20 protein-coding genes and 1 pseudogene are annotated in these 26,408 nt (G+C 69.7%); 9 read left to right on the top strand and 12 right to left on the bottom strand.

Features of this window, described 5'->3' with window-relative positions:
* The first annotated feature begins 110 nt into the window (after positions 1-110).
* From ACWD2L_RS11060 to ACWD2L_RS11050, 3 genes and pseudogenes are all read left to right on the top strand, one after another.
* A complete protein-coding gene (locus ACWD2L_RS11060) occupies positions 111-1,337 on the top strand; it encodes a sarcosine oxidase subunit beta family protein (RefSeq protein WP_451188849.1) in 1,227 nt (408 codons plus the stop codon).
* A 21-nt stretch (positions 1,338-1,358) separates the two neighbouring features.
* Positions 1,359-4,525, top strand: a pseudogene (locus tag ACWD2L_RS11055) (sarcosine oxidase subunit delta family protein).
* A complete protein-coding gene (locus ACWD2L_RS11050; protein ID WP_451188846.1) occupies positions 4,515-5,138 on the top strand; it encodes a sarcosine oxidase subunit gamma in 624 nt (207 codons plus the stop codon). Before ACWD2L_RS11055 ends, ACWD2L_RS11050 begins: the two are co-directional and overlap by 11 nt.
* Positions 5,139-5,184: 46 nt before the next feature.
* Here the strand turns inward: ACWD2L_RS11050 and ACWD2L_RS11045 are convergent, their stop codons facing one another.
* The 3 genes from ACWD2L_RS11045 to ACWD2L_RS11035 all read right to left on the bottom strand — a co-directional run bounded on the left by ACWD2L_RS11045 (position 5,185) and on the right by ACWD2L_RS11035 (position 13,028).
* Positions 5,185-7,515 (bottom strand): FdhF/YdeP family oxidoreductase, encoded by a 2,331-nt coding sequence (locus ACWD2L_RS11045; RefSeq protein ID WP_451188844.1) that lies wholly within the window; start codon positions 7,513-7,515, stop codon positions 5,185-5,187.
* Between the two features lie 114 nt (positions 7,516-7,629).
* Positions 7,630-11,493, bottom strand: a complete 3,864-nt coding sequence (locus ACWD2L_RS11040) for a glycoside hydrolase family 2 TIM barrel-domain containing protein (protein WP_451188842.1) — start codon at positions 11,491-11,493, stop codon at positions 7,630-7,632.
* 230 nt (positions 11,494-11,723) lie between these two features.
* Entirely contained in the window at positions 11,724-13,028 is a 1,305-nt protein-coding gene (locus tag ACWD2L_RS11035; RefSeq protein WP_451188840.1) for an MFS transporter, read from the bottom strand.
* Positions 13,029-13,357: 329 nt separating this feature from the next.
* Between ACWD2L_RS11035 and ACWD2L_RS11030 the strand changes: the two genes are divergently transcribed.
* The 3 genes from ACWD2L_RS11030 to ACWD2L_RS11020 all read left to right on the top strand — a co-directional run bounded on the left by ACWD2L_RS11030 (position 13,358) and on the right by ACWD2L_RS11020 (position 16,441).
* Positions 13,358-15,424, top strand: coding sequence for a TerD family protein (locus ACWD2L_RS11030; RefSeq protein WP_451188838.1), 2,067 nt, complete (start codon positions 13,358-13,360; stop codon positions 15,422-15,424).
* Between the two features lie 84 nt (positions 15,425-15,508).
* Positions 15,509-15,931 carry a helix-turn-helix domain-containing protein gene (locus ACWD2L_RS11025; protein WP_451188836.1) on the top strand — a complete coding sequence of 141 codons (423 nt, stop codon included), beginning with the start codon at positions 15,509-15,511 and terminating at the stop codon, positions 15,929-15,931.
* Positions 15,932-16,000: 69 nt separating this feature from the next.
* The gene (locus ACWD2L_RS11020; RefSeq protein ID WP_451188833.1) at positions 16,001-16,441 is read left to right on the top strand and encodes a VOC family protein; all 441 of its coding nucleotides are present in this window, start codon (positions 16,001-16,003) and stop codon (positions 16,439-16,441) included.
* Between the two features lie 22 nt (positions 16,442-16,463).
* Here the strand turns inward: ACWD2L_RS11020 and ACWD2L_RS11015 are convergent, their stop codons facing one another.
* The 4 genes from ACWD2L_RS11015 to ACWD2L_RS11000 form a co-directional block, all read right to left on the bottom strand.
* Complete coding sequence (locus ACWD2L_RS11015; protein WP_451189395.1) at positions 16,464-16,760, bottom strand: WhiB family transcriptional regulator; 297 nt, start codon at positions 16,758-16,760, stop codon at positions 16,464-16,466.
* Between the two features lie 116 nt (positions 16,761-16,876).
* Entirely contained in the window at positions 16,877-18,184 is a 1,308-nt protein-coding gene (locus ACWD2L_RS11010) for a MalY/PatB family protein (RefSeq protein WP_451188830.1), read from the bottom strand.
* 105 nt (positions 18,185-18,289) lie between these two features.
* Complete coding sequence (locus tag ACWD2L_RS11005) at positions 18,290-18,655, bottom strand: hypothetical protein (RefSeq protein WP_451188827.1); 366 nt, start codon at positions 18,653-18,655, stop codon at positions 18,290-18,292.
* A 117-nt stretch (positions 18,656-18,772) separates the two neighbouring features.
* A complete protein-coding gene (locus tag ACWD2L_RS11000; RefSeq protein WP_451188824.1) occupies positions 18,773-19,603 on the bottom strand; it encodes an ArsR/SmtB family transcription factor in 831 nt (276 codons plus the stop codon).
* A gap of 219 nt (positions 19,604-19,822) precedes the next feature.
* On the opposite strand from ACWD2L_RS11000, the gene ACWD2L_RS10995 reads away from it, so the two are divergent.
* Both ACWD2L_RS10995 and ACWD2L_RS10990 read left to right on the top strand, forming a co-directional pair.
* Positions 19,823-20,620: a thioesterase family protein gene (locus tag ACWD2L_RS10995; protein ID WP_451188821.1), complete on the top strand. Its 798-nt coding sequence runs from the start codon at positions 19,823-19,825 to the stop codon at positions 20,618-20,620.
* A 24-nt stretch (positions 20,621-20,644) separates the two neighbouring features.
* The gene (locus ACWD2L_RS10990; protein ID WP_451188818.1) at positions 20,645-20,965 is read left to right on the top strand and encodes a DUF6191 domain-containing protein; all 321 of its coding nucleotides are present in this window, start codon (positions 20,645-20,647) and stop codon (positions 20,963-20,965) included.
* A 16-nt stretch (positions 20,966-20,981) separates the two neighbouring features.
* Here the strand turns inward: ACWD2L_RS10990 and ACWD2L_RS10985 are convergent, their stop codons facing one another.
* Positions 20,982-21,158, bottom strand: a complete 177-nt coding sequence (locus ACWD2L_RS10985) for a hypothetical protein (protein ID WP_451188815.1) — start codon at positions 21,156-21,158, stop codon at positions 20,982-20,984.
* Positions 21,159-21,433: 275 nt separating this feature from the next.
* Between ACWD2L_RS10985 and ACWD2L_RS10980 the strand changes: the two genes are divergently transcribed.
* The gene (locus ACWD2L_RS10980; protein WP_451188813.1) at positions 21,434-21,916 is read left to right on the top strand and encodes a nuclear transport factor 2 family protein; all 483 of its coding nucleotides are present in this window, start codon (positions 21,434-21,436) and stop codon (positions 21,914-21,916) included.
* A gap of 108 nt (positions 21,917-22,024) precedes the next feature.
* Here ACWD2L_RS10980 and ACWD2L_RS10975 read toward each other — a convergent pair whose 3' ends face one another.
* The 4 genes from ACWD2L_RS10975 to ACWD2L_RS10960 form a co-directional block, all read right to left on the bottom strand.
* Positions 22,025-23,239 carry an amidohydrolase gene (locus tag ACWD2L_RS10975; RefSeq protein ID WP_451188810.1) on the bottom strand — a complete coding sequence of 405 codons (1,215 nt, stop codon included), beginning with the start codon at positions 23,237-23,239 and terminating at the stop codon, positions 22,025-22,027.
* Positions 23,240-23,311: 72 nt separating this feature from the next.
* Entirely contained in the window at positions 23,312-24,358 is a 1,047-nt protein-coding gene (locus ACWD2L_RS10970; RefSeq protein WP_451188806.1) for an ABC transporter ATP-binding protein, read from the bottom strand.
* Positions 24,355-25,401: an ABC transporter ATP-binding protein gene (locus ACWD2L_RS10965; RefSeq protein ID WP_451188804.1), complete on the bottom strand. Its 1,047-nt coding sequence runs from the start codon at positions 25,399-25,401 to the stop codon at positions 24,355-24,357. The genes ACWD2L_RS10970 and ACWD2L_RS10965 overlap by 4 nt, the downstream gene beginning before the upstream one ends.
* On the bottom strand, positions 25,401-26,402 hold the full coding sequence (locus ACWD2L_RS10960) for an ABC transporter permease (RefSeq protein ID WP_451188801.1): 1,002 nt from the start codon (positions 26,400-26,402) through the stop codon (positions 25,401-25,403). Before ACWD2L_RS10960 ends, ACWD2L_RS10965 begins: the two co-directional genes overlap by 1 nt.
* Positions 26,403-26,408: the final 6 nt, after the last annotated feature.

Below are 26,408 nucleotides of genomic sequence, written 5' to 3'. Positions count from 1 at the left end.
TTGTTTTCCTCGTCCGGACACCATTGACGCACCCCTGAGGCGCTGGCTACGGTGACGACGACCGCCGCTGATATATCAGAGTGTCACCAGTCGGTTTTCAAGGAGTCCTCATGACCCCCGACGCACACGGCCTGCCCGACCACCCCGACTTCCTGTGGCGCAATGCCGACCCGAGGAATTCCTACGACGTCGTGATCGTGGGCGGCGGCGGACACGGCCTGGCGACCGCGTACTACCTCGCCAAGAACCACGGCATCACGAACATCGCCGTCCTGGAGAAGGGGTGGCTGGCGGGCGGGAACATGGCCCGCAACACCACCATCATCCGCTCCAACTACCTTCTGGACGAGAGCTCCGGTATCTACGAGAGCTCGCTCAAGCTGTGGGAGACGCTGGAGCAGGACCTCGACTACCCGATCCTGTTCAGCCAGCGCGGTGTCCTCAACCTCGCGCACAACCTCCAGGACGTCCGCGACAGCAAGCGCCGCGTGTACGCGAACCAGCTCAACGGCATCGACGCAGAGTGGCTGGAGCCGGACGAGGTCTCCAAGGTGTGTCCGATCGTCAACACCAGCCCGGACGTGCGTTATCCGGTGCACGGCGCCACGTACCAGCCCCGCGCGGGCATCGCCAAGCACGACTACGTGGCGTGGGGCTTCGCCCGCCGTTGCGACGCGTACGGCATCGACCTCATCCAGAACTGCGAGGTCACCGGCATCGACGTGAGCGGTGACCGGGTCACCGGGGTGCAGACCACCCGCGGCCGGATCGCCGCCGGGAAGGTCGCGCTCGCGGCGGCCGGACACACCTCGGTGCTCGCCCAGATGGTGGGCCTGCGGTTGCCGTTGCAGAGCCACCCCCTCCAGGCACTCGTCTCAGAACTCCTCGAACCCGTGCACCCGACCGTCGTCATGTCCAACGCGGTGCACGTGTACGTGTCCCAGGCGCACAAGGGCGAACTCGTCATGGGCGCGGGCATCGACAGCTACAACGGGTACGGGCAGCGCGGCGCCTTCCACATCATCGAGCGGCAGATGGCGGCAGCCCTGGAGCTCTTCCCGGTGTTCGCCCGCGCCCACATGCTGCGCACCTGGGCCGGCATCGTCGACACCACCCCGGACGCCTCCCCCATCGTCGGGCTCACCCCCGTCGAGGACCTGTACCTCAACTGCGGCTGGGGCACGGGCGGTTTCAAGGCGACGACGGGTGTCGGCTTGGCGTACGCGCACACCATCGCGACCGGTGCACCCCATGACACCAACGCGCCGTTCACCCTCGACCGGTTCACGACCGGCGCCCTCGTCGACGAGCACGGCGCCGCTGCCGTCGCGCACTGAGCCACGTCCTAGGAGAGATCCATGCAGCTCATCCCTTGCCCCTGGTGCGGGCCGCGCGAAGAGGCCGAGTTCCACTACGGGGGCCAGGCACACGTCGAGCACCCCGCCGACCCGCACGCGCTGGACGACGAGCAGTGGGCCCAGTACGTCTTCTTCCGCGACAACCCCAAGGGCCCCTTCGCCGAGCGGTGGGCGCACACAGCGGGCTGCCGCCGCTGGTTCAACGCCGTTCGGGACACCGTGAGTTACGAGTTCCTGACCGTGTACCGCGTGGGTTCACCGAACCCGCTCGGCACCGGCCCGCGAGAGCGCCAGGAGGCGACCGCATGACTTCCGACTTCCGCGCCGCCGACGCGTACGGGCGCATCGACCGGTCCACGACGCTGGACTTCGTCTTCGACGGCGCGCCCTACACCGGTCATCCCGGGGACACCCTCGCCTCCGCCCTGCTCGCGAACGGCGTCCACCGGGTGGCGACGAGCATCAAGTACGGGCGCCCGCGCGGCATCCTCGGCGCCGGGGTCGAGGAGCCGAACGCCCTCGTGCAGATCGAGGCGCCGTTCCCCGAGCCGATGCTCACCGCCACCACGGTCGAGTTGTACGACGGCCTGGTGGCACGCGGGTTGGGCGGCCAGGGACGACTCGCCGCCGAGTCCGATCCCGCCCGCTACGACGCGATGCATCTGCATGCCGAGCTGCTGATCGTCGGCGCGGGCCCGGCCGGACTCGCCGCCGCGCTCGCCGCTGCCGACGCGGGCATCCGGGTCGTGCTCGTCGACAGCGCACCGGAGTTGGGTGGCAGCCTGCTCGGCACCCAGGAGGCCATCGACGGCCGCCCGGCGCAGGAGTGGGTCGACTCCGCGACGAGCCGGCTCGCGGCGTCCGGGAACGTGACCGTCCTGACCCGCACCACCGCGTTCGGCCACTACGACGACAACCTCGTCCTCGCCCTGGAGAAGCGCACCGACCACCTCGGCGCCGCGGCCCCGAGCCATGTGTCCCGCCAGCGGGTGTGGCGCATCAGGGCCGCGCAGGTCGTGCACGCGACCGGCGCCACCGAGCGGCCGGTCGTCTTCGACGACAACGACCGTCCGGGCATCATGCTCGCCTCCGCGGCCCGTACGTACCTCAACCGGTACGGCGTCCTCGCCGGCCGCCGAGCCGCCGTCTTCACGACGAACGACTCCGCGTACGACGCGGTGCTCGAACTAGCCGACGCGGGCGTGGAGTTCACCGCCGTGGTCGACGCCCGGCCAACTGTCCCCGAGCGGCTCGCGGGGGCGCTGGCCGAGCGCGGCATCCCGCTGCACCGCGGCCATGTCGTCACCGGGACCAGCGGAGTCGAGCGCATCTCCCGCGTGCACATCGCCCGGCGTTCGGCGGACGACGCCCGGCGGCACGGCGTCGACTGCGACGTGCTGCTCGTCTCCGGGAGCTGGAACCCGGCCGTGGCCCTGTTCAGCCAGGCCCGCGGCAAGCTGCGCTACGACGCGGACCTCGCCACGTTCGTACCTACCGAGGCACTGCCGAGCGTACGGACGTCGGGCGCCGCGGACGGTCTGCGGACGCTCGGGGAGTGCCTGGGCAGCGGCGTCGCCGCGACGGCCACGGCCCTTGAGGCGCTCGGCGTTCCGGTCGCGCCGGTCGGCGTTCCGGCAGCCGCCTCCGAACTCCCCTCCCCCGTCGCGGTGTTGTGGCGCGTGCCCAGCCCGCGGGACGGCGTGGACGGTGCGGCACAGTTCGTCGACCTGCAGCGCGACGCGCTCGCCAGTGACGTGTTCCGGGCGACCCGCGCCGGGCTCCGCTCCGTCGAGCACGTGAAGCGCTACACCACCATCGGCACCGCCCACGACCAGGGGCGTACGTCCGGGATCCTCACCTCGGGGATCGTCGCGGAGGCGCTCGGCGAGGAGGTGGCGGACCTCGGCACCACCAGCTTCCGGCCGCCCGTGCAACCCGTCGCGTTCGCGGCGTTCGCGGGCCGCAACCGGGGCGAGCTGTTCGACCCGGTGCGGGTCACCGCGCTGCACACCTGGCACGAGCGGCACGGCGCACTGTTCGAGGACGTCGGCCAGTGGAAGCGACCCTGGTACTACCCGCTGCCCGGCGAGACGATGGACGACGCGGTGCAGCGCGAGTGCCGCGCCGCACGCAACGACGTGGCCATGATGGACGGTTCGACGCTCGGCAAGATCAGCGTGCAGGGCCCGGACGCGGGCGAGCTGCTCAACCGGCTCTACACGAACATGATGGCCACACTGAAGCCCGGCCGGATCCGCTACGGCGTCATGTGCGGCATCGACGGAATGGCCATCGACGACGGCACGGTCATCCGCGTCTCGGACACCGAGTTTCTCGTCACGACCACAACGGGCAACGCCGCCAAGGTCCTTGAGTGGATGGAGGAGTGGCTCCAGACGGAGTGGCCCGAGCTGCGCGTGCACCTCACCTCCGTGACCGAGCACTGGGCGACGATCCCGCTCGTGGGCCCGCGCTCGCGCGAGGTGCTCGCCGCGGTCGTCGGCGACGAGCTCGACCTCTCCAACGATGCTTTCCCGTTCATGAGTTGGCGCGACACGGTGATCGCAGGCGTCGACGCCCGGCTGTGCCGGATCAGCTTCTCCGGCGAACTCGCCTACGAGGTCAACGTGCCGGCCTGGTACGCCACCACGGTCTGGCAGGCGCTGTACGACGCCGGGCAACCGCTCGGCCTCACCCCGTACGGCACCGAGACCATGCACGTGCTGCGCGCCGAGAAGGCGTACCCGATCATCGGGCAGGACACCGACGGCACGGTGACCCCGCACGACCTCGGCATGAACTGGGTGATCTCCAAGAAGAAGCCGGACTTCGTCGGCAAGCGCTCCTTCGCCCGGCCCGAGAACCGGCGCCCCGACCGCAAACAGCTCGTCGCGCTGCTGCCCACCGACGAGCGCACGCTGCTCCCGGAGGGCGCGCAGATCATCGCCACCGAGGCGGTGCCCGCACCCCCGGTCCCGATGCTCGGCCATGTCACCTCCAGCTATCGCAGCGACGCCCTGCAGCGCACCTTCGCCCTGGCTCTCGTGCGCTCCGGCGCGGCCCGCGTCGGCGAGACCCTCTACGTCCCGCTCGACGGCGCCACCGTGCCGGTGACCGTCGCCGAACCCGTCCTCTTCGACAAGGAGGGAGCCCGCCGTGACGGCTGACACCCACACCCCCGTACAGATCAGCCCGCTCACCGACTGGGATCCGCGACTCCCGGACGGCCTGACCGCCCGCGAACTCCCCTTCCTCACCCAGCTCACCCTCCGGGTGACACCGGGCAGCGCGGCGGCCAGCACCATCGAGGGATACCTCGGGTACGCCCTGCCCGGCGCCTGCCGCGCCCAGCTGGACACGGAGGTCAAGGCGCTCTGTCTCGGCCCCGACGAATGGCTCCTGATCGCGCCCGCCGGGAGCGCCGCGGACCTGACGGCCGGGCTGCGCTCGGCGATCGGTGAGGCGACCGGCGAGGAGATCGGGGAGGCGATCGGCGACGGGTTCGCCACCGTCACCGACACCTCCGCACAGCGCACCGTCCTCGCCCTTTCGGGCCCCTTGCTGCCGGAGGTCCTGTCGCAGGGCTGTGCCCTGGATCTCGCACCGGGCAAGGCCGACGCCGGCACCTGTCACACCACGCTGCTCGCGCAGGCCGGTGTCACGCTCGTAGTGCACGAGGCGGGGCCTCGGGCCGTCTGGCTGCTCGTCCGGTCATCCTTCGCCGGGTACCTCGCGGCGTGGCTGGTCGACGCCTGCACCGAGTACACCGGGGCCACTTGATGAGCCACGCGGAGGTCTCGCCCGCACGGCCATCCGCGACCGGACGTCACACAGGCGCGGACGCGGAGGCGGAGGGCACGATCTCCACCGTCAGGTGCTTCATCAGCGGCTGATCACTCTGCGGGCTGAAGTCGCCGAGGGCGCAAAGGGAGTTGAGTTCGGGCATGTACCCGACGGCGCAGCCGGGCGGCACGTCGTACGCGAGGGCGCGGTAGCCGCGCACCGAGCGGCGTGTGCCGTCCTTGGCGATGCTCGTGATGTCCACGTGGTCCATGTCGGACAGACCGCGCTCGCGCATGTCTCCGGCGTTGAGGAAGACGAGGGTGCGCAGATTGCTTACGCCCCGGTAGCGGTCGTCGGACGAGTAGATCGTGGTGTTCCACTGGTCGTGGGAGCGGACCGTGGCGAGGGTGAGCATTCCGGCGCCCGGGTTCGGGTCGGGCAGCGCGGCGAAGCTGAACTCGGCGCGCTCCGAAGGGGTCCGGAAGATGCGCTCGCGGGCCGGCTGGCGCAGCCGGAAGCCGTTCGGGCCGCGGACCCGGCGGTTGAAGGCGTCGAAGCCCTCCAGGGCGCGCTCCATCGTGTCGCGGATGCGGTCGTAGTCCTCGACGTACGACTCCCAGGGTGTGGCCGAGCCGGGGAGTGTGGCCCGCGCCATCCCGGCGATGATGGCGGGCTCGGAGAGCAGGTGCCTCGACGCGGGGCGTTTCATGCCGCGCGACAGGTGCACCATGCTCATCGAGTCCTCGACGGACACCGACTGGAGGCCGCCCTTCTGCGCGTCCTTCTCGGTGCGGCCGAGGCAGGGGAGGATGAGGGCCCGGCGGCCGTGGACGAGGTGCGAGCGGTTCAGCTTCGTCGACACCTGGACCGTCAACTCGCACTTGCGGAGGGCCCGTTCGCTGAACTCGGTGTCGGGTACGGCCCGCACGAAGTTTCCGCCCATCCCGACGAATACCGTGGCCTCGCCGCGTTCCATCGCCGCGAGTCCGCGCACCGTGTCGAGGCCGGGCTCGCGCGGCGGGTCGATGCCGCACGCCGCCGCGAGCCGGTCGAGGAAGGCGGCCTTGGGCTGGTGGTCGATGCCGCAGGTGCGATTGCCCTGGACGTTGCTGTGGCCGCGGATGGGGCAGGGGCCCGCGCCCTCGCGGCCGATGTTGCCGCGCAGCAGGAGGACGTTGACGATCTCGCGGACCGTGTCGACGCCGTGCTCCTGCTGAGTGATGCCGAGGCACCAACTGATCACCGTACGGAAGGAGTTGAGGTAGACGTCGCCGGCCGCGCGGATCTCCCCGCGCGTCAGGCCGCTCGCCGCGGTGAGGTCCTCCCAGGGTGTCGCGGCGCACAGGTCGCGGTAGGCCTCGAAGCCCTCGGTGTACCGGGAGAGGAACTCCTCGTCGATCGCCTTCGGGTCCTTCTCGGCGACTTCCAGGACGTGCTTGGCGATGCCGCGCAGCAGGGCGAGGTCGCCGCCGATGCGCGGCTGGAGGTTCATGGTTCCGGTGGGGGTGGACCTGAACGTTGCCATCGCAGCGAATTCGTGCGGCACGATGGTGCGCCCCGCCGCCGCCTCCACCATCGGGTTGACGTGCACGATCTGCGCGTCGCGGCGGTAGGCATCGGCGAGCGCGGTGATCATGCGGGGCGCGTTGGACGCGGCGTTCACACCCATCACGAAGAGGGCGTCGGCCTGGTCGATGTCGTTGAGGTCGACGGTGCCCTTGCCGGTGCCGATCGCGGCGGTCAGGGCGCGGCCGCTGGCCTCGTGGCACATGTTGGAGCAGTCGGGCAGGTTGTTCGTGCCGTACTCGCGGGCGAAGAGCTGGTACAGGAAGGTCGCCTCATTACTGAGCCGGCCAGAGGTGTAGAAGAGCGCCCGGTCCGGGGAGTCGAGCCCACGCAGCGTGTCACCGATGAGCGTGAAGGCCTCGGCCCAGGACACGGGCACGTAGCGGTCGCTCTCCGGGTCGTACGAGAGCGGTCCGACGAGCCGGCCCTGATCCTCCAGGTCGTAATCGGGCCACGTCAGCAGTTCGGTGACCGTGTGCGCGGCGAAGAACTCCTTGCCCGCACGTTTGGGTGTCATCTCCCAGGTGGCGTGCTTGATGCCGTTCTCGCACAGGTCGAGCGTGAGGCCGTGCAGATCGTCGGGCCAGGCGCATCCCGGACAGTCGTAGCCGCCGTCCTCGTGGTTCATGACGGTCATCAGGCGCATGCTGTTGACCGGCTCCTTGGCCTTCGCCAGCACTTTGCCGACGGATTTGGCGGCGCCCCAGCCCGCCGTGGGGTGGTGGTAGGGGCTGCGCCCGGGCTCGCCGCGGGTGGGCCCGTAGCCACCCGCGGGAGTGGTGCCGTCCGTGTCCGCTTCGGAGCTCATCGTGGTGGGGACCCTTCGCTCTGCGCCTTCGACATGGCTGGGTTCCGAAGCTACGCCGCTCCCCCACGGCCCGCTCGGCGGACCGCGCAAAGGACTCGAAGGGTCCCTCCCGCGTCAGTCCACCGTCACCGTCCTCCGCGCCAGCTTCGTCGCCTCCCCCACGTCGGTGAGGGGCCGCAGCCAGTACGTGTACGCGTAGTCCCGGTCGGCGAGCAGTTTGTACGGGGCGTGGGGCTGGGCGCCCCAGCTGTCGTCGCCGCCGACACCCATTTGGCGGTGGTTGACCCGCAGGACGACCTCGTCGCGCGGGTCGAGCTGGTAGTCGTGGCGCGCGCCGACGGACAGGTCCTCCGGGGTGAGGTGCGAGGCGCTGAGTTCCAGCAGCGGGTGGTCCGTGCCCGGGTCCCCGGCGACGAGCAGGCCGCGGCCCCGCCGGTCGGTGAGCGCCGCCCAGCGCACGTCCGTCTTGTTGCCGTTCTCCTGGGGGCGGATGTACGAGGTCCACTGCTCGGTCACGGTCGAGTCCCAACGGCCCACGTCAGTACCGTTGTTGCGGTCCCAGTGGTTCTCCTCGGGGCCGCGTCCGTAGTAGTGCAGCCGCTCGAGGGCCGCGGGCAGCCGCAGGATCGTGCCGACCTCGGGGAGGTACGGGAGGGTGGCGGCGCCGGGGTGCAGGGTGTTGTCGACCTTGACGGAACCGTCGCCGAAGACCGTGTACGTGGTGGCGTAGGTGGACTCGGTGGTGGTCGGCAGGGTGCCCTTGACCTCGATGCGTACGGCCCGGCCGTCGAGGCCGCGGACACTCACCCCGGTCACCTTGCGGCGGGCGCCCGCGTCCCGCCAGGTCTGGTTGCGGGTGTGCTGGCCGTTGCCGTGGTCGTTATCGGTCGGGGCACGCCAGAAGTTCGGGACGGGGCCGGAGTCGACGAGCCGGACGCCGCCGGCTTCGTAGGAGGTGATGACGCCGGTCGCCTTGTCGAGGGTGAGGGTGAAGCCGTCGCCGGTCACGGAGACGGCCTTGCCGCCGTCCTCGTGACGCAGTGCCGGTACGTTCTTCAGCGGTACGGGTGTCACCTTCGGGCTGCCCGCGTCGAGTAGGAGTTGCGCCCGTGCCACCTCGAAGCCGGCGTCGGCCCAGGGAGCGTCGTTCTTCAGCCGGAAGGACAGGTGCAGGAAGAACTCGGCGCCGGGTGCGGGGGTACTGGGCAGCTTCAGCGGGACGGTGATGTTCTTGCGGGCCAGCGGTGCGACGTCGAGCTGGCTGCGGCTCAGGCTGCCGCGCTGGATCACCTCGCCGTCGCGGGCCAGTTCCCAACGCCCGGCGTATTCACGGAGGTTGGTGAAGAGAAACTCGTTGGTGAGGGTGATGTCCCCCGCTTCTCCTCCGCCCTCCTTCGGTGACACCTGGATCGCCTGGTAGACGCGCTTGACCTCGGCGGCCTTGCCGGTGTGGCCGCGGTCCGCGGTGATGATTCCGTCGGCGACGAAGTTGCCGTCGTTGGGGTTGTCGCCCCAGTCGCCGCCGTACGCGAAGAAGGTCTTGTCGCGGGGCTTCTTCTCCGTGACGCCGACCGTCTTGGCGTCGAACCAGAAGCGCACGCCGTCGCCGTTCGGGCCGCGTCCGTCGTCGGCGAGTTCGGTGGCGCTCAGGGCGCGGGCGTACACGCGGGCGCGGCGGATGGTGCCGCTGAACTCGCGGATCATGTTGTCGACGTCCACGCCGAGGGAGAGCGGCGCGGTGTTGCTGGTGGGCTTGCCGGTGGTGTTCTTCGTGGCCTTCGCCGAGCCGTCGACGTACAGCGTGAGGGTGCCGGCGCTCGCGTCGAAGACACCGGCGATGTGGTGCTCGCGGCCCGTCCAGCCGTCGGCGGGGGTGGCCCAGGTCGCGGTGATCCACTGGCCGCCGGAGTGGATGAAGAACTCCAGATTCTTGTCGTTGTGCTTGAGGGCGTACTGGGTGTCGCCCTTGGCCACGATCGGCTGGTGGTAGCCGGTGACATGCGGGGTGACCCAGGCTTCGAGGGTGAGCGATCCTGTCAGGTCGAGGCGGTCGTCGCGCGCGAAGACGGTGGCGCCGCTCAGCCCCTTGTCCCGGCTGAACTCGCCTGCTGGGTTGAGAAGTTCGCCCTTGAGGCCGACGGGCCCGGTCTCGGTCAGGAGCGTCCGCGGCGGTGTCGGCCAGCTCAGTGACTGGTCCACGAAGTCCCAGATCCAGCCGCCCTGCAGTACGTCGTAGCGGCGGACGAGGTCCCAGTACTCCTTGAAGTTGCCGTTCGAGTTCCCCATCGCGTGGCAGTACTCGATCATCACGTACGGGCGGGTGTCGGCGGTGTCCTTGGCCTTCGACTCGACGTGGCTCGTCGACGGGTACATCTCGGAGCGGATGTCGCTCACGCCGGGGTTGTCGTCGCCCTCGTACTGGATGACGCGGGTGGTGTCGTAGGAGCGGATCCAGTCGTGCATCGCGGTGAAGGTGGAGCCGGCGCCCGCCTCGTTGCCGAGCGACCAGATGACGACGGAGGCGTGGTTCTTGTCGCGGTGGACCATGTTCTGGGCGCGGGCGACACATGCCTTCGTCCAGTCGGGGTGGCTCGCGGGGTAGTCGTCGCGGACGCCGTGTGTCTCGAGGTTGGTCTCGTCGACGAGGTACAGGCCGTATTCGTCGGCGAGTTCGTACCAGATCGGGTTGTTGGGGTAGTGCGAGGTGCGGATGGTGTTGATGTTCATCCGCTTGACGATCTCGATGTCCTTGACCAGGTCGGCGCGGGTGAGCGCGGTGCCGCGCTCGGGATGCATCTCGTGGCGGTTGGCGCCTCGGAACGACACGGGTTTGCCGTTGATCCGCATCAGTCCGTCCTTGAGCGCGAACTCGCGCAGGCCGACGCGGTGCGAGAGCGTCTCGACCACCTTGCCCGCCGGGTCGCGCAGGCGGAGCACGGCGGTGTAGAGGTAGGGGCTCTCGGCGGACCAAAGACGCGGCGAGGGAACGGACTTGGCGGCCCGCACCGTCACCTCGGCGTCCGCGAGTTCGGCCTTCTGACTGAGCGGACGGGACCAGGCGGGATGCCCTGCGGCATCGTAGAGCTGCGTCTCGACGCTGTACGCGCCCGAGCCACCGCCGTAGTCGTGCACGGTGGCGGTGACCGCGAGCTCGGCGGTGGTGTGTCCGTCGCCGAGCGGTGTGTCGAGCTTGAAGTCGCGCAGGTGCACGGCGGGCGTCGAGTACAGGTAGACCGAGCGGAAGATGCCGCTCAGCCGGATCATGTCCTGATCCTCCATCCAGTCACCGTCGGAGAAGCGATAGACCTCCACGGCGAGCTGGTTGGTGCCTTCGGTGAGGTGCGGGGTGATGTCGTACTCGGCCGGGGTGAAGGAATCCTCGTGGTAGCCGACGAGCTTGCCGTTCACCCACACGTAGTGGGCCGACTTGACGCCCTCGAAGTGCAGGAAGACCCGTCTGCCCTTCCACCCCTTCGGCACGGTGAAGGTCCGCCGGTACTGGCCGACGGGGTTGTAGCGGGTCGGCGACGCGGGCGGCCGGGCCTCCTCGCCGAGACCGTTGGCACCCCACCACGGGTACGTGATGTTGGTGTAGATCGGGAAGTCGTGCCCGTGCAGCTGCCAGACCGCGGGCACGGGGATGGTGCCCCAGCCGCTGTCGTCGAGGTCGGTTCGGTGGAAGTCCTCGTCGCGCTCCGAGGGGCGGTCGACGTAGGCGAACTTCCAGTCCCCGTCGAGGCTTTGGCGGTACGGGGAGCGGGTGCGGTCGGCGTCGAGGGCCTGCGCCACGTCCTCGTACGGCATCAGGGTGGTGTGCGGGGGCTCGGTGCCGAGCCGGAACTGGTCGATACGACCGTTCCACTCGTCTCCGTCGGCCGAGGCCGCCCCGGCCTGCGCGGCGGGGAGGCCCAGGGGCAGGGCGAGCGCGCCGGCGACGACCGCGCCGGCCTGGAGCAGACGGCGACGACTGAGCGGCATGGGGGCGGGGTGGGGGTGATTCGGTTGCGGCATGGCTGTGCCCTTCTGCGGGTGTGGACACGTGCAACTGGTGTGGTGCGGGACGCCTGTTGAGCCGGCACCACCCTAAGAAGACAACACAACCGACACAATGACGCCCTAGGACTTTGTTGATTCCTGAGCAGAACGGGAGGGGCCGCACCGCCGATAGCGCGGTGCGACCCCTCCCTGTTGACGCCAAATGGCGTGATTCAGTCACCCGGTGCGGCGCGGCGCGGGATGAGGAACAACGCCCCCATGGACAACACGCAACAGCCCACGATGTAGAGGCTGATGCCGGTGCTGGACCCGGTGTCCTCGAGGATGGCGGCGGCGATCAGCGGGGCGGGGCCGCCGGCGATGACCGAGGCAAGCTGGTAGCCGAGGCCCGCGCCGCTGTAGCGGACGTTGGCGCCGAAGCCTTCGGCGATGAGAGCGGCCTGGGGCCCGTACTGCATGTCGTGGAAGACCAGGGACAGCACGATGGCGAGCAGCACGAGCCCCGGTGTCTTCGTATCGAGCAGAGCGAAGTACGGAAACGCGAACGCGCCCACGCACACGATGCCGACGCCGTACACCAGGCGGCGCCCGTAGCGGTCGGAAAGGTGTCCGAAGACGGGGATGGTGACCAGCCCGATGGCGGCGGCGACGAGCGTGTAATCAAGCAGGTCGCCGCGCGCGAGACCGAGGTGCGAGGTCCCGTACGTCAGCACGAAGGTGATGAAGAGATAGAAGGGCGCCTGCTCCGAGAGCCGGACGAACGCGGCGGCGAGCACCTCGCGCCACTGGTGCCGCAGCACGTCCCACAGCGGCATGCGGACGACGGCCTCCTCGCGCTTCACGGCGGTGAAGTCCGGGCTCTCCATGACCTTGAGGCGGACGTAGAGGCCTACGGCGACGAGTACGGCGCTCGCGAGGAACGGGACCCGCCAGCCCCAGCTCTCGAAGCCGTCGCCGGAGGCGGAGCTGAGCCACTTGACCATGCCGGTGGAGATGAGCAGCCCGATCGGCACGCCCATCTGCGGCCAACTGGCCATCAGCCCGCGGCGCTTCTTCGACCCCCACTCCATGGACAGCAGCACGGATCCGCCCCACTCGCCGCCCACACCGATGCCCTGGAAGACGCGGAGCACCACGAGGAGGATCGGCGCGGCGAGCCCGATCGACGAGTAGGTGGGCAGACACCCGATCAGGACGGTACTCACCCCCATCAGCAGCAGGGTGACAACGAGCGTCGACTTACGGCCGACCCGGTCGCCGAAGTGCCCGAAGACCGCGGCACCGAGCGGCCGGGCGGCGAACCCGACGAACTGCGTGGCGAAGGAGGCGAGCACGCCCGTGTACTCGGACTGACCGGGAAAGAACAGGTGCGGGAAGACGAGCGCGGCGGCCGTCCCGTAGAGGAAGAAGTCGTACCACTCGATGGCGGTACCGACCGTACTGGCGACGACCGCGCGGTTGCGGTGACTTCGCGCGGTGGACCGCCCCGCCCGCGACCCTGAGATTTTCGTGTCCACGACGACTCCTTGCCCTGCCATCGGTCGAGCCACGGCGCACGGGAACGAAACCTCCGCGAGAGTGCTCTCCGGTCGCGTTCATGTCAAGGAACCGCGCGGTGTTCAACCATCGGTCCTGCCCGCCGTTGATGGCCTGCGCCGTCATGGTGCGCGCGCGAGCCCCGCCGACACTCCTACTGGCCGTCGGCCTCCTGCCGCTCCTCGCCCACGCGACTTGCCCCTGACGCCCAATTAAGGCCACTATCTCCACTCCAGGTTCACCGTTTACCCACATGTGTCGACGGCTGACGAGGGGGGCCTCGTACCTGGGCGATCGGTGGGGAGGCCGGATGTACGAGATGGTCAAGGGCGCGAACGTGGGGCTTGGCGGCCTGGTCGACGGGGAGGTCGAGTCGGTGATCGTCGGCCTGGGCTGGGTCAGCCCGACCGGCGAGGGGGACGCCGACGTCTCCGTGCTGCTTCTGGACGACGACGGCAAGGTCCGCAGCGACGCGGACTTCTACTTCTACAACAACTCCTGCGCGCCGGACGGGAGCGTGCAGTTGCTCGGCAAGACGCCGACCGGCGAAGGCAGCGAGGATCGGATCAGTTTCGATCTGAGTGCCGTTCCCAGCGATGTCGCCACAATCCTCATCACGGCGAGCCGGTACGAGTCCGCCCGGTTCGACGAACTCGGCGCATTGCAGCTGACGTTGAGCGACGGAGCCGGGGAACCTCTCCTACGGTTCGCGATCGACGAAGCGGGCGCCGTGAGCGCGCTGATTTTCGGGGAGCTGTACCGGCGCGCAGGTGAATGGAAGTTCCGTGCCGTGGGCCAAGGGTACGAAGCGGGGTTCGCGGCCCTTGCCTCGGATCACGGTGTGGACATCGATGACGACGCCGGCGAGACGGTGGAATCCGAACCTATCGCTCAGGAAGAGGCGGTGGATCCGCTCCAGCCCCCGGCCGGCGAGCATCCCCGGCAGGATTCCGAACCGGATCCACCAACCACCGCCGCCGCGGGCATCGCCCTGCCGACCGCGGACGCCGCCCCACCGGCCCCCGTCAAGAGAGCGACGCGTCCCCGCACCTCGAAGAAGAAGGTCACGCTCCCCAGGGCGCCCAAGAAGTCCCTCGCGGAGAACGAGTCCTGGGCGGGGGCGCGCCTCTTCCCCGTGTCGGCGTTGAAGAGCGACAGGGACCGGGAGACGCGTGCCACTTCGGTGCTGTTGGCTGTGATGGCCCAGGTGCCGGAATTCGGACGTCGGTTGACCGCCGGTTTCGGCGCCCACGCCGGACGCATGGAGACCTTCACCGAGGTGGTACTCCCCCACGGCGATTCGCCCCGTCGGCCCGACGGTGTCATCCGGGTGGAGCGGGCGGGCAGGCTCTGGACCGCTCTCGTCGAGACCAAGACCAACGGCAACCCCCTCAAGGCCGAGCAAGTACAGGCGTACGCCGACATCGCAGCTCGCAGGGGCTACGAGGCCGTCATCACCCTCTCCAACGACGTGGCCCTGGAAGGCAGCCCGCTGGTCGAGGTGAAGATCGACCGGCGGCGGAAGAACAAGGTGGGCCTGTGGCATCTGTCGTGGGCCGAAGTCGCCCATCAGGCCCAGATGCTGCTCCGGCACGAGGGGCTGGGCAATCCCGCGCACGCCTGGCTCCTGGAGGAGTTCCTGCAATACCTGCGCCACCAGAACTCCGGCTGTCACGGCTTCCACAACATGGGCCCTGCCTGGGTACCGGTCCGAAACGGGATCCAGGACGAGACGCTGTGCCAGGGCGACCCACGGGCCCTTGAGGCCGTCGAGAGCTGGGAGCGGCTGGTACGTCAGGTGTCGTTGGGCCTGGGCGGCGAGCTGGGACGGAAGGTCCTTCCGGTGCAGCGGGCGAGGCGGGGCACCGACGCGGTGGCCCGACGCACCCGCATGGCCGACGAGCTGTGCCGGGACGGCAGACTCCGTGCCGAATTGCGTATCGACCAGACCCCCGGAGTGCTCGCCGTCGCCGCCGACCTGCGCATGTACAAGATCCGCACCTCGATCGACATCGCTCCGCCCGCACACGGCTACCCGCTCTCCTGGGCCAAGCGGATCGTCCGGGAGCTCTCCGAAGCACCGGCGGACTTGCATATCGAGACTCTGGTCGAGGGGGACGGCGGAGGGCCGCGGGGGACTCTGGAACGCCTGCGGCCCGAGCCGGGCGACCTGCTGCCGGGAGGCGGGGTGCAGATCACCGGGTTCCGGCTCTCATTGTTCAAGGGCATGGGAACTCAGCGGGGAAACACGGAATCCGGATTCATCCGGAGCGTCGACGAAGCGGTCAACAAGTTCCACACGTCGGTGGTGACCCACCTCGACCGCCTGCAGAGCAGCAGGCGTGCGACGCCGAAGTCGGCCGTCGACGACGAGTAGAGCGGACCCAAGGCGCTCCACACCCCTGCCCGGTGGTTCCGCTCCACCGGGCCCTCGGCCACCCGAACCCCGCACAATGGACCCGTGCCGCCCGTCCCGAACTCCCGTCAGCTGCTTCGTGCCCGTGATCTCGCGGATGCGCGGTATGCCGAGGCGCTGACGGTGGGGGATCTGGCCGCGGCTGCCGGGCTGTCGCCCGCGCATTTCAGTCGGAGGTTCAAGGCCGCGTTCGGGGAGTCGCCGCATCAGTACCTGTTGACCCGGCGGCTGGAGCGGGCCGCCGAGCTGCTGCTTGTCACTGACTGGACTGTGGCCGATGTCGGGGTCGCGGTGGGGCTGAGCGGCATCGGGTCGTTCACGACGAGTTTTCGGCGCATGTACGGGGTGACGCCGCAGGCGTACCGGAAGGCGCATCATCCGGCCGCGCGGCATGTGCGCATCCCCCGGTGCGTCGCGATGGCGTACGGGCGGCCGCGGAACCGCACGTTTCGAGAAGACAACACCTGACCGGGTGCCTAGCGTCGGTGTCGGGGCCGGCCGTGGCCCGCAGCGGACGACGGAGGCGTGAGGATCGACATGTCGACCACGATCAAGATCGCGAATGCGCAGTTCTGGGTACACGACCAGGACGAGGCGCTCGATTTCTACACCACGAAGCTGGGCTGGGAGGTCCGGGCCGACGTGACGATGGAGGCCTGGGCCTTCCGGTGGCTGTGTGTCGGGCCGCCCGGCGGCGAGGGGCCCGCGCTCGTGCTGATGCCGGTGCCCCGGGCGCCGATGCTCGACGAGGCGGACAGCGCCCAACTGTCGGAGCTGGTGGCCAAGGGAGCCGGCGGAACGCTGTTCCTGGAGACCGACGACTGCAAGGCCTCCTACGACGAGCTGTCCGCGCGGGGCGTCACGTTCAACGACCCGCCGACCTCGCAGCCGTACGGCATCGACACCTCGTTCCGGGATCCCTCGGGCAACAACATCCGGCTCACGCAGATGCTCGAGTTCGATCCCGGGCGGAGCTGACCCGCGCGCGGCGCCCCCGCCCTCACGAGGCTCTGACGTGGCGGCCGTCCTGCGCGTGCTCCGCGCGGGCCGCCTCCAGGAGGTTGCGCCAGGACGTGACGGTGGGGCGCCTGCGCAGCAGGGCCCGCCGTTCCCGTTCCGTGGCGCCGCCCCAGACGCCGTACTCGATGCGCTCGTCCAGGGCGTGCGCCAGGCACTCGGTCCTGACCACGCACGTGTCGCAGAACCGCTTGGCGTGGGACTGCGCCGCGCCCTCCACGAACAGGTCCTCCGGGTCCGTGGCCCTGCACGCCGCCTTGTCCCACCACGAGTTGAAGATGTCCGCCACTCTCCTGCTCCTTGCTCCTGGCAAATTCGGTCTGTCTCAGGTGCGATTGGCGACCGTACGCCATAGATCCTCAACAGGCAGCCCATGACCAGGAGTTGAACGGTGAGTTACCGGCGGTTTCGGGCCGCCGGAGGCTCCGCCGGCGGCCGTCGGCCGAGCCCGGCCACCGCGTCGCCGAGCCTGCGGATCGCCTCGTCCACCGTGGAGCGCGGACAGCCCAGATTCACTCTCATGTAACCGTGCCCCTCGGCCCCGAACTTCTGGCCCTTGTCGAGCCACAGGCGCGCCCTTGTGAGCATGAACTTGTCGAGGGACTCGGCGTCCATTCCGAGCCCCCGGCAGTCCATCCACGCCAGGTAGAGCGCGTCCGTGGGCAGCACGCGCAGCTTCGAGGTGGCGCCGTGGACCGCCTTCGCGAAGTGCTCGTGGTTGCCGCGCAGGTAGCCGAGCAGTTCCTCGAGCCAGGGCTCGCCGTGCGTGTACGCCGCCTCGGCAGCCACCATGCCCAATACGTTGACCAGCGGGAACACATTGCGCTCGTACTGGTCGGCGAAGTCCTCGCGGAGCCGGCGGTCCGGGATCAGGATGTTCGCGCACTGCAGCCCGGGGAGGTTGAACGTCTTGCTCGGCGCCGTACACGTGATGCTGTTGCGGGCGAACTCCGGGCCGAGCGAGGCGAACGGGACGTGGGTCCTGGCCGGATTGAAGACCAGGTCCTGGTGGATCTCGTCCGACACGACCAGGACGCCGTGCCGGGCACAGATCTCGCCCATGGTGCGCAGCTCGTCCTCGCTCCAGACGTTACCCGTGGGGTTATGGGGGTGGCTGAGAATGAACAGCTTGGTGTCGGGGCGGATGGCGGCTTCGAAGGTGCGGGCGTTGAACCGGTAGCCGTTCTCGGTACGTTCCAGCGGCGCGTACGCGAGGTGGCGGCCGTTGAGACGTACGTCCTCGTGGAAGTGCACGTAGACGGGCGGCTGGATCAGGACGGAGTCGCCGGGCGCGGAGAAGGCCTGGACGGCGGTCTTGAGGGAGGTGATGACGCCCGCGGTCGGCACCACCCAGTCACGCGATATGTCCCAGCCGAACCGCTTGGCCTGCCAGCCGGTCACGGCGTCGAGGTAGCCGGTCGTCGCGCCGCCGGGATACCCGAACACGCCGTGGTCGACGGCGTCGTGCAGCGCGTCGCGTACCGCCTGCGGGGCCTTGAAGTCGGTGTCGGCGACCCACATCGGCAGGGGCTCCGCCGCGGCCTCGTCAGGGGCCAGGAGGGAATCGGCGAAGGTCCACTTCATGGAGTTCGAGCGCGTGCGATCGACGGCGGTGTCGAAGAGCGAGTCGGTATCGAGGAGCGAGGTGATGCCGAGGAGCGGAGCGGTGTCGGTTGCCGGGTCCGATGTCGTCTCAGATTCCATGTGTGGATGCTAGATCCGGCGCACCAGCCAGACCTATGCGCTGGATCCGTCCGTCCGCCCGCCGGACCGATGCGCTGGATCCGGTCCACCCGCCAGGCCCACGCGCTATATCCGGTCTGTCAGTTCCTCCGCGTACACCTGGGACAGCGGCTGGGGGCCCACATACTGCTGGCAGTTGCACTGATCCGCCTCGTAGCGGAGCGGTTTCTTGTTCTCGTCCCAGGCCGTGGGGACCTCGACGCGTTCGTGGCAGCGGCCCGTCTTGTCGTGCTTGGCGAGGTGGTGGGCGCAGCCGCAGACCGGCTCCGGCGGCTTGTTGGCCGCCTCCACCGCGAGGCGCGCCTCCTTGGCGGCCTCCAGCCGCTCCAGCTTCCGCTCGTGGCGGTGGCGCAGCGCGCCGCGTGCGGTGTCCGCCGCCCAGGCGAACGCCCCCGTCCAGAACAAGATGAGGATCGCCCAAATCCAGCTCATCTACCGCCCCTTCCCCCCGGATGACCGCGCGGTGACCTACAGGATAGGCGCCGCGCCGCGGCTACGCGCCCTCCCGGCGCACCCGCGCCACCCCGACCGGACGCGCCCGGCGCGACCTCAGCTCTGCGCCGAAGGCTCCGGCAGCGGCTCCCCGGTCTCCAGCAGGGTCTTCAGGCTGGACAGCAGCGCCGGCCAACCGTCGCCGATCATCGTGCGGACCGTACTGTCGGCGTCGAACCCGTCGTGGACCACCGTCAGCTTCACGGTCTCCCCCATCGCCTCCAGATCGAAGGACACCTTCGAGCGGCCCTCGCGGGCGATGCGCTGCCGCAACTCCTCGTCGACACCCACGGATTGCGCCCACGCGGGCGTGAACGTGTGCCAGGTGTAGGCGAGGCGGCGCGGCGGGTCGGCCTCCAGGACGACCTGCTCGGGGTCCTCGATGCGGCCGTCCCCCTCCAGCCACACCATGGGTGAGCCGGGCTTCCAGTCGGTCTCGAAGGCCACGCCCCAGTAGCGGCGGGTGAAGGCCGGCGAGGTGAGCGCCTCCCAGAGCCGCTCGGGGGTGGTGCGGATGTAACTGGTGTGAACGAAGGGGTCTGTGGCGGTGGGGCCGCCTGCGGTGGCGTTGCTCATGGGGGGGTCCCCTTCCAGTGCGGTACGGAGGTCGTCGAGGGCGGTGGCGCGATGCCGGTCGTAGCGGCAGAGCCAGCGGTCGGCGACCGCGTTGAGGGGTGCGGCGTCGAGGTAGTGCAACTTCTCGCGACCTCGGCGCACGGCCGTGACCAGGCCCGCGGCCTCCAGGACCGCGAGGTGCTTGCTGACCGACTGCCGGGCCATGTCCAGCTCCCCGCACAGTTCGCTCAGCGTTTGACCGCCCCGCTCGTTGAGACTGTCGAGCAGCCGTCGGCGGCCGGGATCGGCGAGCGCCTTGAATATCGCGTCCACGGGGCTCGTGCCCTCTTTCGGTCTCTCGGTCGACTCGACATGCAGTCGACATGCAGCCGATTGGCTGCGTAATTGCCTACTCGAAGATAGGCAGCCTCCTGGCTGCATGTCAATCGGAGCGGACCCGCCCCGGGCCGACCCTCCCGACCCGTACCGTGTTCAGCGCCCGACCCACCCCTCTGCCTCCCCTCCCACACACCCCTGGAAGGAACGCACCCGTTGAGCACGGCCGGCTACTTCGAACGCATCGACGAGCACCACTACAAGCCCACCGTCCACGCGAGCGGGGCGTGGGACCCCGACGAGATGCACTTCAGCCCCCTCGCGGGCCTGATCGTGCACGCGCTCGACCGCCATCTCGTCGACCGCCCGGACCGTGGCCTCGCGGTGTCCAGGATCAGCTTCGACATCCTCGGCCGCCTCGCCCTCGACGAGTGCGAGATCCGCGTCGAGACCATCCGGCCCGGCCGCACCATCGAGCTGCTCGAAGCCGTCGCGCTCATCTCCGGCCGGACCGTCGTACGGGCCCGGGCCTGGCTGCTCGCCGCCACCGACACCGAGGCCGTCGCCGGCGGCGCGGGCGACCCGCTCCCGGTGCCCGAGGGACTCGCCTCATGGCCACTGTCGTCCGTATGGCCGGGCGGCTATATCGACTCGATCGACGTCCGGCCGGTCTCGCCCCCGCAGCCGGGCCGGACGACCGCGTGGATCTCGACCGGCCTCGACCTGGTCGCCGGTGAGGAGGCGGGCCCGCTCGCCTCGTACGTCGCGCTGGTCGACACCGCCAACGGGATCGCCGTACGCGAATCGCCCGCCGACTGGATGTTCCCCAACGTCGACCTGACCATCCACCTCCACCGCCTCCCCGAAGGCGGCTGGACGGGCCTCGACACCACCGTCGCCTTCGGGCCGACCGGCCAGGGAGTCACCACGACGGTCCTCCACGACACCACCGGTCCCGTGGGGCACGCACAGCAGATACTCACCGTCCGCCGCCAAGCCGCCCGGGAACTCTGAGCACTCGGCGCCAGTTGGGGTGTCATGGAGTTCGTCTTCTTCATGACACTGCCGGGTCTTGTCATCGTGCTGACGCTGCTGGCCTTCGTGGACCAGTTGCTGTTGCGCGCGGGCCGGGCCGGTGTGCTGCCGTGGCGCCCCGGCACCCGGCACGGCCAGGTGTCGGCGACCGGGTTCGAGCAGCTGCACGGCGCGTTGTCACCCGGCAAGCAGCACGAGCTCAAGGAACGCCAGTCGGCCCTGGTCATGCCGGACAACGAGGACGACGGGGCGCCGCCGAACAGGACGACGGTGAACCTGGACGACGGCACGGCGGTCGTCCGCCTCCCCCGCTCCCCCGCCTGACCGGCCCCGGGGCGCCCTACGCCGCCTTCACAATCCCGCCACGCTCGGCTGCCGCCCACTGCGCGACCAGCCCTTCGTACTCACGGCGCTGCTCGGCACTCAACCGCCCACCGGAGCGCAGCATCAGGTCGCGGATCCGCTCGTTGAGTTCATCGGCGGACCGCGCAGCAGCATGCTCGGGTGTGGGGACCATGTGAAGAGAATAGTGGGCGCCACTGACATCGGACACACGAATTCCACCCGACCGGACGTGCCGTGCCACACACTCACCACTCCGACGGGCCCCGTCGCCACCATGATTGGGCGATCGGCCCGTCGCCCGCCTTCACGTAGAGTGCGCAGACCCCGACGTCCAAGTCGGTCCCCACGACCGGCACTTGCGCCCTCGTGTCGCTCCGAAGCATCCGATGTCCGCCCATTGCTCACATCGAGTCCGCCCACACGTTGACGGAACGGAGTCCCACCGTCATGTCAGACACCGCCTCGGCCGATCCCGGTCCCCGAGATGTCCTGGCCCGCTTCCACCGCGCGATGCTCGACAAGTCCGCGGACGATCTGGCTGATCTGTACGCGGCCGACGCCGTGCACGAGTTCCCGTTTCTCGGGTTCCCCGGCATGCCCGAGCGCTACCAGGGACGGGAAGAGGTCCGTGCGGGCTATCGAGCTGCTTGGGGCGCGAGCCCGGCGCAGCCGCAGAGGATCGACGACGTCCGGGTCCACGAGAGCGCCGACCCGGAATTGATCACTGTCGAGCATGTGGTCGTCGGCACAGCGAGCACGACCGGCCGGACGTTCAGCTTCCCCGGACTCCTGGTGCTCCGGGTCCGGAGCGGCCTGATCGTGCATGTCCGGGACTACATGGACGGCCTCCGCATCGCCCACACCTTGGGCCGGCTGCCGGCCCTGGTCGCCGGCCTGGAAGCCGGTCGGACGGAGACGTCGCGGCCCTGATCCTGCCCGGGCCACACTCGACGCCGCCGCGGTGGTAGTTCGGGCACGTACGACCCACGAGAGCCGCGGAGGCCGGCCGCACACACCAACCGGCCCCCGCGCGCCCCGTCACACCCCGGTGACCAGCTCGAGCGCCTCCGCCACGACCCGGCCGTCGTGCAGCACCGTGCGGTCCGTGCCGCGGTCCATGACCGCGCTGGACGGGGTCTCGCCGTCGACGAGTACGAGGTCCGCGCGGTCGCCCACCGCGAGGCCCGGGCGGTCGGTGACGCCGGTGAGGCGCGGCACGTCGTGGCTCATGATGGAGGCGCCGCCCATGGTCGCCACGGCCAGGGACATCTCGATGTGGTCGTCGCGGCGGAAGTTGTTGGTGAAGGCCAACTGCCAGGTGCGGTCCAGGAGATCGCAGTTGCCGTACGGGCTCCAGTAGTCGCGCTGGCCGTCCTCACCGAGGCCGACGCGGACGCCCGCCTCGGTGAGTTCGACGAGCGAGAGCTGGTTGCGCGCGGCGGGGGCGACCGTCGCCATGGCGATGTCCAGTTCCGCGAACTCCTCGATGAGGCGCCGGCTGGTGGACTCGTTCACGGAGCCGAGCTCGTAGGCGTGCGACATCGTCACCTTGCCCTGCATGCCGAGGGCGCGGACCCGCTCCAGGATCAGGTCCGTGGAGAAGACGCCGAGCTCGCCCGGCTCGTGCAGGTGGATGTCCACCTCGACCTGGTACTTCTCGGCGAGTCCGAAGACGACGTCGAGGTGGCCCTTGGGGTCGCGGTCCAGGGTGCACGGGTCGATGCCGCCCATGACGTCCGCGCCCGCCTTGAGCGACGCCTCCAGGTACTGCTCGGTCCCCGGCTCGCGCAGGATCCCGGCCTGCGGGAACGTCATGATCTGCACGTCGGCGAGGTGCCCGTGCTTCTCCTTGGCCGCGACCACGGCCTCGAACTTCTCCAGCTTGCAGTCCACGTCGACCTGCGCGTACGTACGTACGCGGGTCGTACCGCGCGCGATCATGCGCTCCAGGGTGCCGGCCACCCGCTCGTTCAGCGGGACCTCGGCGTCGCGCCAGTTCTCGCGGTCGTTCATCGTCATCGTCCACACGCCGGGTCCTCCGGTGTGCGGGCGGAACGGCAGGCCGATGCGCGTGGAGTCCAGGTGGACGTGCACATCGCTGAAGGAGGGGAACAGGAGCCGGCCGCGCCCCTCGACGACGTCCCCGATGTGGTCGGCCTGCGGGTCGTGCGGGCGGATCGCGGCGATGCGGGCGCCGTCGAGCTGTACGTCACTGCGCTCGCCGCCCCAGGGGCGTACGTCACGGATGAGCATGTGGTGCGACTTCCTTCTGTTCGGTGATGCAACGAGGTGGTGCAACGAGGTGGTTGGTGTGCGGTGGCTCGGTCAGCGGGTCGCGACGAGGGATCTGTCAGGGAAGTGACATGCGGGACCCCCGCCCGCCAACGGTGGCAACTCGCCTGCGCAACGCGCCTGTTCGGCCTCGTCGAGGGTCGGCCGCAGCGGGCACCGCGTGCGGAACACGCACCCCGGAACGGGGTCTCCCCCGCTCGAGCGCAGCCGAGAGCGTGGGGAAGGGTTCGCGGGCGTGAACAGGTCGCCGCTGAGCCGGATTCTGCGGCTCCGGTCGGCGTCCGGGTCCGGTTGCGGGACGGCGGAGAGCAGGGCACGGGTGTAGGGGTGGCGCGGGTCGTCGAAGACCTCCCGCGTCGGCCCGCTCTCCATGATCCGGCCCAAGTACATCACGGCGACCCGCTCCGCGAAGTGCCGTACGACGGACAGGTCGTGGGCGATGAAGACGTACGACACACCGGTGTCGGCCTGGATGTCCTGGAGGAGGTTCACCACCTGCGCCTGTACCGACACGTCGAGGGCGGAGACCGGTTCGTCGCAGATGATGAGGCGGGGTTCGAGGGCGAGGGCCCGGGCGATGCCCACGCGCTGCTTCTGGCCTCCGGAGAACTCGTGCGGGAACCGGTTGTAGTGGTCGGGCCGTAGGCCTACGCGGTCCATCAGCTCGCGTACCCGTGCTTTGACGCCGCCGGGCGGGTTGATGCCCTGGGCGTGCAGCGGAGCGGCGATGGCGCTGCCGACGGACTGGCGGGGGTTCAGGGAGGAGGACGGGTTCTGGAACACCATCTGGACCTGCCGCCGGTACTCCTGCGCCTCTGCCCGGTTCATGGAGCCGAGGTCCTGGCCGTCCAGGCGGACGGTCCCGGCCGTGGGGTCGATCAGGCGCATCAACAGCCGCCCGGTGGTGGACTTTCCGCAGCCCGACTCGCCGACCAGGCCGAGCGTCTGCCCGGCTCCGACGGAAAAGCTCACGCCGTCGACGGCCTTGACCGGAGCGCCGCCCCGGCCGAGCAGTCCGCCGCGTCCCGGGAAGTGCTTGGTCAGCCCTTGTGCTTCAAGTAGCGGGGTGGTCGATGTCATCGCGCGGCCTCCTCGGCGGTGGCGAGGTTCTCCTGGTGGCACCGGGAGGGGTGACCGGCCTCGTTCGTCACAAAGAGGGGACGCTCGGCGTGGCACAGGCCGTCCGGTACGAGGTGGGTCTGCGGGCAGCGGTCCGCGAACAGGCATCCGGCGGGCAGCGCGGTGAGCGAGGGCGGGAACCCGGGGATGGGGCGCAGCCGCCCGCCGTCGTCGTCGCCGAGTGTCGGCATGGAGGCGAGCAGGCCTTGCGTGTACGGGTGGCGCGGGTCGTGGAACAGTTCGCGCACGCTCCCCCGTTCCACGCACTGCCCGCCGTACATCACGGCGACATGGTGGCAGACCTCGGCGACGACACCGAGGTCGTGGGTGACCATGACAATGGCGGTGCCGGTCTCCTGCTGGAGTTCGCCGAGGAGGTCGAGGATCTGCGCCTGGACGGTGACGTCGAGGGCGGTGGTCGGCTCGTCGGCGATGAGGAGTTCGGGTTCGCAGACGAGGGCCATGGCGATCATCGCGCGCTGGCGCATGCCGCCGGAGAACTCGTGCGGGTACGCGCGGGCCCGCCGCTTCGGATCGGGGATGCCGACGCGGCCCAGCATGTCGACGGCGACGGCCAGTGCGGCCCGCTTTGACACCTTGTTGTGCACCCGGTAGGCCTCGGCGATCTGGTCGCCGACCGCGTGGAAGGGGTGCATCGCGGAGAGGGGGTCCTGGAAGATCATGGCGATCTTCTTGCCGCGCCAGGCCCGCATCCGGTCCTCGGTGAGGGCGTTGAGGTCGGTGCCGTCGAGGAGGATCTCGCCGGTGACCTGGGCGCGGGTCTCCTTGAGCAGACCCATGAGGGCCTGGCTGGTGACCGTCTTGCCGGATCCGGACTCGCCGACGAGGCCGACGGTCTCGCCCTTGGCGAGGCTGAGGTCCATGCCGTTGACGGCGTGCACGAGGCCGTCGTCGGTGGGGAAGGCGACGTGCAGATCCCTGATATGCAGCAGGGGCTCACCGGAAGAAGAGGTGGAGGAAGAGCCGGAGGTAGTGGTGGTCATCAGGCGGCCCTCACTCGCGGGTCGATGACGGCGTAGACGGCGTCGACGACGACATTGGCGATGATGATGAAGAAGGCGGCGAGCAGCGTAATCGCCATGGTCACGGGCAGATCGCCGGACTGGGCGGCGCGGACGGCGGTGAAGCCGATGCCGGGCACGGAGAAGATCTGCTCGGTGAGCACGGCGCCGCCGAGCAGCAGCCCGATGTCGAGGCCCAGCATGGTGACGACGGGGGTGAGTCCGGCGCGGGCGCCGTGCCGGACGACCATGGCCGGCTTCGACAGGCCCTTGGAGCGGGCGGTGCGCATGAAGTCCTCGCCGAAGGTCTCCAGCATGGAGCTCCGGGTGACGCGGATGTACTGGGCGCTGAACAGCACCGCCAACGCGACCCACGGCAGCAGGTAGTTGAGGAACCAGCCGTCGAACCCGGCGGGCCCGAACGGGGATGTGATGGCGTTCGTCGTGAACGGCAGCACGTCGAAGGTCGAGACGAAGACCAGCAGCAGGAGCAGTCCCGTGACCGGGATCGGCAGCGAGACACCGATGGACGCGGCGCCGACGATCAGCTTGTCGGTCAGCTTGTTCTTGCGCAGCGCGGCGAGCGTGCCGAGGGTGACTCCGGCGACGGTCCACAGCACGATGGCACCGACGGCGACCGACACCGTGTACGGCAGTGCGCGCTCCAGGACGGCGGCGACGTCCTCGTTCGTCTGGAAGGACTTGCCGAGGCATGGCCACTGGCACAGCGACTCGGCGCCGGGCGCGCCGATCATCCGGCCGTGGAACAGGCCCGACATGTAGTTCACGTACTGAGTGAGGAACGGCTTGTCCATGCCGAGGGCGACCCGCGCCTCGGCGACGCGTTCGGGGGTGCACTCCTGGCCGCAAGCGGCGGCCGCCGGGTCGGCGGGCCCGAACTGGAAGAGGGTGAAGGTGACGAAGCTGATGACGATCAGCAGGGCGACGGTGGCGCCCAGACGACGCGCCAGAAAGGCGATCATGTCAGG

It is taken from the genome of Streptomyces sp. NPDC002754, assembly GCF_053592315.1.
The sequence above is the reverse complement of the archived record's forward strand: the minus strand, read 5'-3'. Positions and strand labels throughout refer to the sequence as shown.